Annotated in this window: 6 protein-coding genes; all 6 read right to left on the bottom strand. The window is 69.9% G+C overall.

The features are described from left to right. Positions 1–67: 67 nt before the first annotated feature. Positions 68–721 carry a hypothetical protein gene (locus CCN42_RS14020; RefSeq protein WP_086735859.1) on the bottom strand — a complete coding sequence of 218 codons (654 nt, stop codon included), beginning with the start codon at positions 719–721 and terminating at the stop codon, positions 68–70. A 250-nt stretch (positions 722–971) separates the two neighbouring features. Continuing rightward, on the bottom strand, positions 972–1,268 hold the full coding sequence (locus CCN42_RS14015) for a hypothetical protein (protein ID WP_086735857.1): 297 nt from the start codon (positions 1,266–1,268) through the stop codon (positions 972–974). A gap of 625 nt (positions 1,269–1,893) precedes the next feature. Next, on the bottom strand, positions 1,894–2,616 hold the full coding sequence (locus CCN42_RS14010; protein WP_086735855.1) for a LysM peptidoglycan-binding domain-containing protein: 723 nt from the start codon (positions 2,614–2,616) through the stop codon (positions 1,894–1,896). A gap of 619 nt (positions 2,617–3,235) precedes the next feature. Continuing rightward, positions 3,236–4,846, bottom strand: coding sequence for a glycoside hydrolase family 13 protein (locus tag CCN42_RS14000; RefSeq protein ID WP_086735851.1), 1,611 nt, complete (start codon positions 4,844–4,846; stop codon positions 3,236–3,238). Between the two features lie 123 nt (positions 4,847–4,969). Continuing rightward, a complete protein-coding gene (locus CCN42_RS13995; RefSeq protein WP_086735849.1) occupies positions 4,970–5,845 on the bottom strand; it encodes a carbohydrate ABC transporter permease in 876 nt (291 codons plus the stop codon). A 17-nt stretch (positions 5,846–5,862) separates the two neighbouring features. Continuing rightward, the coding region (locus CCN42_RS13990; RefSeq protein WP_143661910.1) for a carbohydrate ABC transporter permease at positions 5,863–6,194 on the bottom strand (332 nt) is incomplete at its 5' end.

Here is a 6,194-nt window from a genome sequence, read left to right as displayed (position 1 = left end):
ACTTTGCGGACACGGCCTAGCTCCTCTGCTCTCCAGTAGCGGGGCGGGTCCCGGCGTGGCCGCCCGGTCAGCCGTCGAGCACGGCGGACGGTGCGTCCCCGTTCTGGGCCTGTCGGGCCCGCTCGGCAAGCATCGTGGCCAGGTCCCGTACTCCGTCCTCGTCGATGCCGCCCTTGTCCGCGGAAGCCGCCTCGGTCCACAGCAGCGCCGTGCCGACCCGGATCTGGGCCACGGCGCCGGGCTCGCCGCTGAAGCCGGAGGAACCGAATCGAGCGTCGCGCTCGTCACCGACCAAGCCGATCTCGAACGTCTTGGCCCTCTGTCCCGCCACCTTGCCGTAGTAGCCGTCCCAGAGCACGTCGTACGCGTCCTGGGCGGCCTGTTCGCTGCCGTAGGCGATGATCAGGAAGGTGACGGTGGCGGCGTTGTCGTCGTGCCGGAAGGTCGAGGCACCGAAGAAGCGGGCGTTCTCACAGCCCGCGTTGCCCTTGATGGGGCAGGCCTGCGAACGGTAGAGCTTGTCCATCACGACGGCCGTGGGCCGAGCGGACTCCTTCCAACCCGTCATGGCCTCGCCGTCCGGCAACGTCTCCCGTACTTGTTCCTTCGTGAGCGCCACCGCCTTGCCGTTCCCGCTGTCGCTCTCCGCGCCACCGCCACAGCCGGCCAGCAGCAGTGCAGCCGCGATCGCCACGCACCACCGGTAGTTCCTCATGGCCATGCCACCACCCCTCGAGCGGTGATCTTACGCAGACCAGGCCGCTGCCGTGTTCCTGGCCTCGTTCGGTGATGACCGGTCGGATCCCGCGTCGCCGGGTCCGGGTCCGGGTCCGTCTCAGGGTGCGCCGGCTTCCCTTCACGTTCCGTGCTCCAGTGGTGTTCGCCGCCGCAGTCACATGCGTAGATCCCACTGGCGGACACGGTCTCAGCACGTCAGGCCAGTCCTCGCTCCTGCGCCGCGCCGAGGCTGCTCAGCTGGCCTGGCCAAAGGGCCCGAAGTGCTTGCGAGCGGCGTGCAGGTAGTCCGACAGCCAGGTGAGGGGCTGCGTCTCATCGGGGCTGCGGGCAGGGAGCAGGAGGTGCGAGATGATGATTTCGGGCTGGAGGGCGATCGGGTGGGGCAGGCGCTCGTGGAGGCGCTCGGCGCGTTGACGGAGGCCGTCGGCGAGGTGGGTGTCGACGAGTAGTGCGGGGATGCGCAGGTCGGCCCCTCCCACAACCTTGACGGTCTCGTCTTCGCCACCGGCACCTACCGCGACGGCTTTCACTGCTCACCCGTCATCGCGCGACGGCCAGTCCTGTGCCGTGGAGCATGGGTGGAACGGCGCCGGGAGGCAGCGCGGTTGCGGCCAGTCCACCGCTCATGCTGCCGGCTGCCAGGACCACCTGGGCCGCCTGGAGCGTCCGGCCGTCGTCCAGCCGAACACCTCGCACGGTTCCGTTGTCCGCGACCAGTTCCCTGGGACTGTCTGGAGACCGACGAGCCGGCGGCCGTGATCACCTTTCCGGCCGCGCCCCGTCCACTTTGGCCGGGGCCTGCTTCGCCGGTCTGGGCTATCACACGGGCGGAAGCCCGCGATGCTGATCGGCTCGCTCATCCATCAGGGGCCGGCGAGGCGGGCACTACATCGGCGCCACCAGCGTCATCACTTCCCAAGCGGGCGCCGGGCCGGAAATGGGGACCGCCCACGAGATACTGCGAGCCGCCTGCGACCAGATCGACCAACAGCTCTCCGCGGCCCAGGTCACCGCCTGGCTGTGCGGGAGCCGCCCCATCCCATTGGACTGCTTCCCCCTGACCTCGTCCGGGCGCCGTCCGGTGTCGACGGGCGGCTCCCGGTCGCGGCGTCGCTTCGCCGGGTTGCCTCACCGGAGGCTCCCCGGCGAAGCTCCTCACCCTTGGGCCGGCGGGTTCGCAATCGCGCCTGCCGGGCAGGCATCCGGTTCGTTCCCCTGCAGGACGCAGACGATGAGAGGCTCGAACGACTCAAGGAGCGCGCCGGCCGAGACTTCCTCCAGGAGGTCGAGTCGGCCCAGCAGGAGGGGCGAGAGGTCGAGCAGCCCGAGGAGACACTCGCCGATGCCCTCCGGCGCATGCGCCCTTTGACAGAGTGGGCTGCCGGTCAGCTGCGGATGCTCAACCAGGATCTGATTGATGGCCTCGTGGAAAGCCTGCGCGTTGGTCTCGGTGACGTCAGGGTCCGGAACGGCCAGCTTCGTCTTGGGGAAGATCCAATGGCCGGCTTCGCTGCCCTTGCGCCCGTGGCCTCGCGCCTTCTTTTCGAGCACCTCGTCGTTGGCCCCGTAGAGGGCCCACCATTTCGCTCCGTCGCCGTAGTGATGGTCGGCGATCTCCCACAAGCTGTCTCCGGTTTCCACGGTGTAGGTCTCGTGGAGCGCCCGATCCTTCGAGCGTTCGGGAGCAGCGTCGGCCGGTCGGGGCGGCTCACCCTTGTGTGTCTCCTGAGGCCTGTCAGGCCCCGTCACCGACACCATGGCGCGTTCGGGTGCGTGCGTGGTCATGGCCATGGTCTGGCCTGTGGTCAGAAGCGTCGAGCCTGCTGCCAGACCGCTGACTATGCCCAGAGCCAGACTGCGGCGACGTATCTGCGGCATACCTCACCTCCTGAAGCGAAAGCATTGAGTAACCAGCGATCACGCTAAGTGGCGGTAGGTGGTGCGGCACGACCACTGAGCCGATCGGCCGAGCAGCCTCAGTGGGACACCGGTGCCTCTGCGGGCCGGGGATCGACTCGCACGGTCGGTCCGTCATACGTACGCGTCCCCGGCGCGCGGGTGCTGCCGCACGCGAGCCAGTCCATCGACCGGCCCGCCCCGCGCATGCCGCTGATCGGCCGCACGGTCCGCGGTCGCCAACTGGTCACGGGCACGGTCTTGGCATGATCTTGGCATCGCCCGGATCACCGACTGCCGCCACGACCCCGACGGACAGCCGCTCCGCTCGTGGTGGGCGCACCCGGGTGCCTGCCACCCGCTGCTCGCCACGTCCAGGAGCTGCCTCTGCCGGTCCTCGCCCGCGGACAGGTCGTGCTTCCTGGATGCCGTCACCGGGCGATGCCGGACCGCGTGCTCCGGCAGCTGCCCGAGCTTCCGACCGTGACCGCGCAGTGCCGCCTGCGCGGGGTGCCGACACCGCCGGAGCGGCCGGCGATCGCCGGTCCGGCTCACCTTGGCCGGGCGGGAGCGCACCCGCCCATCCCGTCGGGCGGCGCGGTCAGGTACGCAGCCAGACGGCGGTGTCCGGCGGGATCGTGCCGTGGGCCGGCAGCTCGTCGCTGGCCAGCAGGATGTCGGTGTGCGGCGGGAGGGGGACGGGGTCGCCGGAGAGGTTCGCGACGCAGAGGAGGCCCTCCGCGCGGGCGAAGGCCAGCACGCCCTCGGGAGACGGCAGCCAGCCCAGGGGGCCGTCCCCGAATCCGGCCTCGGTGCGGCGCAGCTCCAGGGCGGTGCGGTAGAGGGTGAGCATGGAGCCGGGGTCGGCGGCCTGGCGGTCGACGGCGTAGCGGGCCCAGTCGTCGGGCTGCGGAAGCCACGGTTCCCGCCCCGGGTCCGTGCCGAAGCCGTACGCGGGGGCCTCGGCCTCCCACGGGATGGGGACCCGGCAGCCGTCGCGGCCCGGGTCGGTGCCGCCGGACCGGAAGTGCATCGGGTCCTGGATGCGGTCACGGGGGATGTCGGCCTCGGGCAGCCCCAGTTCCTCGCCTTGGTAGAGGTAGACGGAGCCGGGGAGGGCGAGGGTGAGGAGGGCGGCGGCGCGGGCGCGCCGGGTGCCGAGGGTTGGGTCGGTGCGGGTGCCGAAGCGCTTCTTGGCGAAGTCGAAGCCGGTGTCGTCGCGGCCGTAGCGGGTGACGGTGCGCGTCACGTCGTGGTTGCACAGGACCCAGGTGGCGGGGGCGCCGACGGGGGCGTGTTCGGCGAGGGTGTCGTCGATGGTGCGGCGCAGCCGGTCCGCCTCCCAGGGGCAGGTGAGGAAGTTGAAGTTGAAGGCGGTGTGGAGTTCGTCGGGGCGCAGGTAGCGGGCGAAGCGCTCGGGGTCCGGGAGCCAGACCTCACCGACGAAGACGCCGCCGTACTCGTCGGCTATCGCCCGCCAGGAGCGGTAGATGTCGTGGATGTCGTCCTGGTCGATGTACGGGTGCGGGTCGACGCCGTCGATGAAGTCGCGCAGCTCGGGGTCCTTGGTGAGCAGGGCCGCGGAGTCGATGCGTACGCCGGCGACACCGCGCTCGAACCAGAAGCGCAGTACCTCCTCGTGCTCGCGGCGGACGTCGGGGTGGGACCAGTTGAGGTCGGGCTGTTCGGGGGTGAAGAGGTGGAGGTACCACTCGCCGTCGGGGACGCGGGTCCAGGTGTTCCCGGAGAACTGGGACGGCCAGTCGTTGGGGGGCAGTTCGCCGTTCTCGCCCCGACCGGGCCTGAAGTGGAAGCGGGCTCGCTCGGGGCTGCCGGGGCCGGCTGCAAGGGCGGCCCGGAACCAGGCGTGCTGGTCGGAGACGTGGTTGGGGACGATGTCGATGATCACCCGGAGGCCCAGGTCGCGGGCCTCGGCGATGAGCTTCTCGGCCTCGGCGAGGGTGCCGAAGGCGGGGTCGATGGTGCGGTAGTCGGCGACGTCGTAGCCGCCGTCGACCAGCGGGGAGGCGTACCAGGGGGTGAACCAGATCGCGTCGACGCCGAGTTCGGCGAGGTAGGGCAGTCTCGCCCGGACGCCCGCGAGGTCCCCGGTGCCGTCGCCGTCACCGTCGGCGAAGCTGCGTGGGTACACCTGGTAGATGGCCGCGTCGCGCCACCAGTCGTCGGTGCGGAGGGTGTCAGGGGCTGCCACGGGGCGGTCCTTTCGGGCAGTCGGTTCTTCGCCGCCGACCCGCACAGCGGGGCGGCGGATGGGCCGGCGGCGAAGGCTTGTGGGGGTGCGGACTCGTGATCGGGCGGAGGGCTCGGGGCTCGGTCAGCCCTTGAGGCCACCGGCGGTGAGGCCGCTCATGATGTTCCGCTGGAAGATCAAGAAGATGATCAGAGTGGGCAGTGAGGCGATGGTGAGCGCGGCGATGAGGACGTTGACCGGGACGCCGTTGGAGAGGGAGTAGATGCCGACGTTGAGGGTCTGCTTGGAGGGGTCGGGCAGGGTGAGCATCGGCCAGAGGAAGTCCTTCCAGACGCCCACGACCGCGAAGATCGACACGACACCCAGGATGGGCCGGGAGATCGGCAGCACGATCGACCACAGGATCCGCAGGGACGATGCTCCGTCCATGGAGGCGGCGTCGAGGAGTTCCTTCGGGATGGAGTCGAAGAAGCGCTTCAGCAGGAAGATGTTGAAGGCGTTGGTGACGGAGGGCAGCCAGATCGCCCACGGGGTGTTCAGCAGGTTGCGTTCGACGATCGGCATGTCGAGGACCGTCAGGTACTGCGGTACGACCAGGACGGTGGCCGGAATCATGAGCGTCGCCAGCATCATGCCGAGGATCGCCTTGCCCAGGACCGGGCGGAGCTTGGACAGGGAGTAGGCGGCGGCGACGTCCAGGACGAGCTGGAAGGCGAGCGCGCCGAAGGCGTAGTAGAGGGTGTTGAACAGCAGGGTGGAGAGGTCCATGACCTCCCAGGCCCGGCTGTGGTTCTCGGGTTCGAAGGAGCCGGGGACCAGGGTCGGCGGGGTCTGGATGACCTCCTGGGCGTCCTTGAAGCCGCTGGACATCAGCCAGTAGAGGGGGCCGAGGAACACCAAGGTGAACAGGAGGATGACGGCGGCGAGGACGATTCGGTAGAGGGCCCTGCCGCGCGGCCGGGCGAGAACGGCCGGCGAGATGAGCGTGCGTGTGGACATGGTGGTCTCCCCCGGTCCTATTCGTCCTCGGCGCGGCTGAGTCTGACGTACACCGCCGAGAAGCCGGCGAGGAGTACGAGCAGGAGCAGGCCGAGGGCCGCCGCGGCGCCGTAGTTGTTGAAGTTGAAGGCGTACTGGTAGATGAGGTAGACGACGGTCGTGGTGGAGCCTTCGGGGCCGGCACCGCCGGTGAGCAGGAACGGCTCCACGAAGACCTGCATGGTGGCGATGACCTGCATGAGCGCCATCAGCGAAAGGATGAGGCGCGTCTGCGGAACGGTGACGTGCCAGATCTTGCGCAGCAGTCCCGCGCCGTCCAGCTCGGCCGCCTCGTACAGCTCGCCGGGGA

It is taken from the genome of Streptomyces glaucescens, from assembly GCF_002154375.1.
In the GTDB taxonomy this organism is placed as follows: domain Bacteria; phylum Actinomycetota; class Actinomycetes; order Streptomycetales; family Streptomycetaceae; genus Streptomyces; species Streptomyces glaucescens.
The sequence above is the reverse complement of the archived record's forward strand: the minus strand, read 5'-3'. Positions and strand labels throughout refer to the sequence as shown.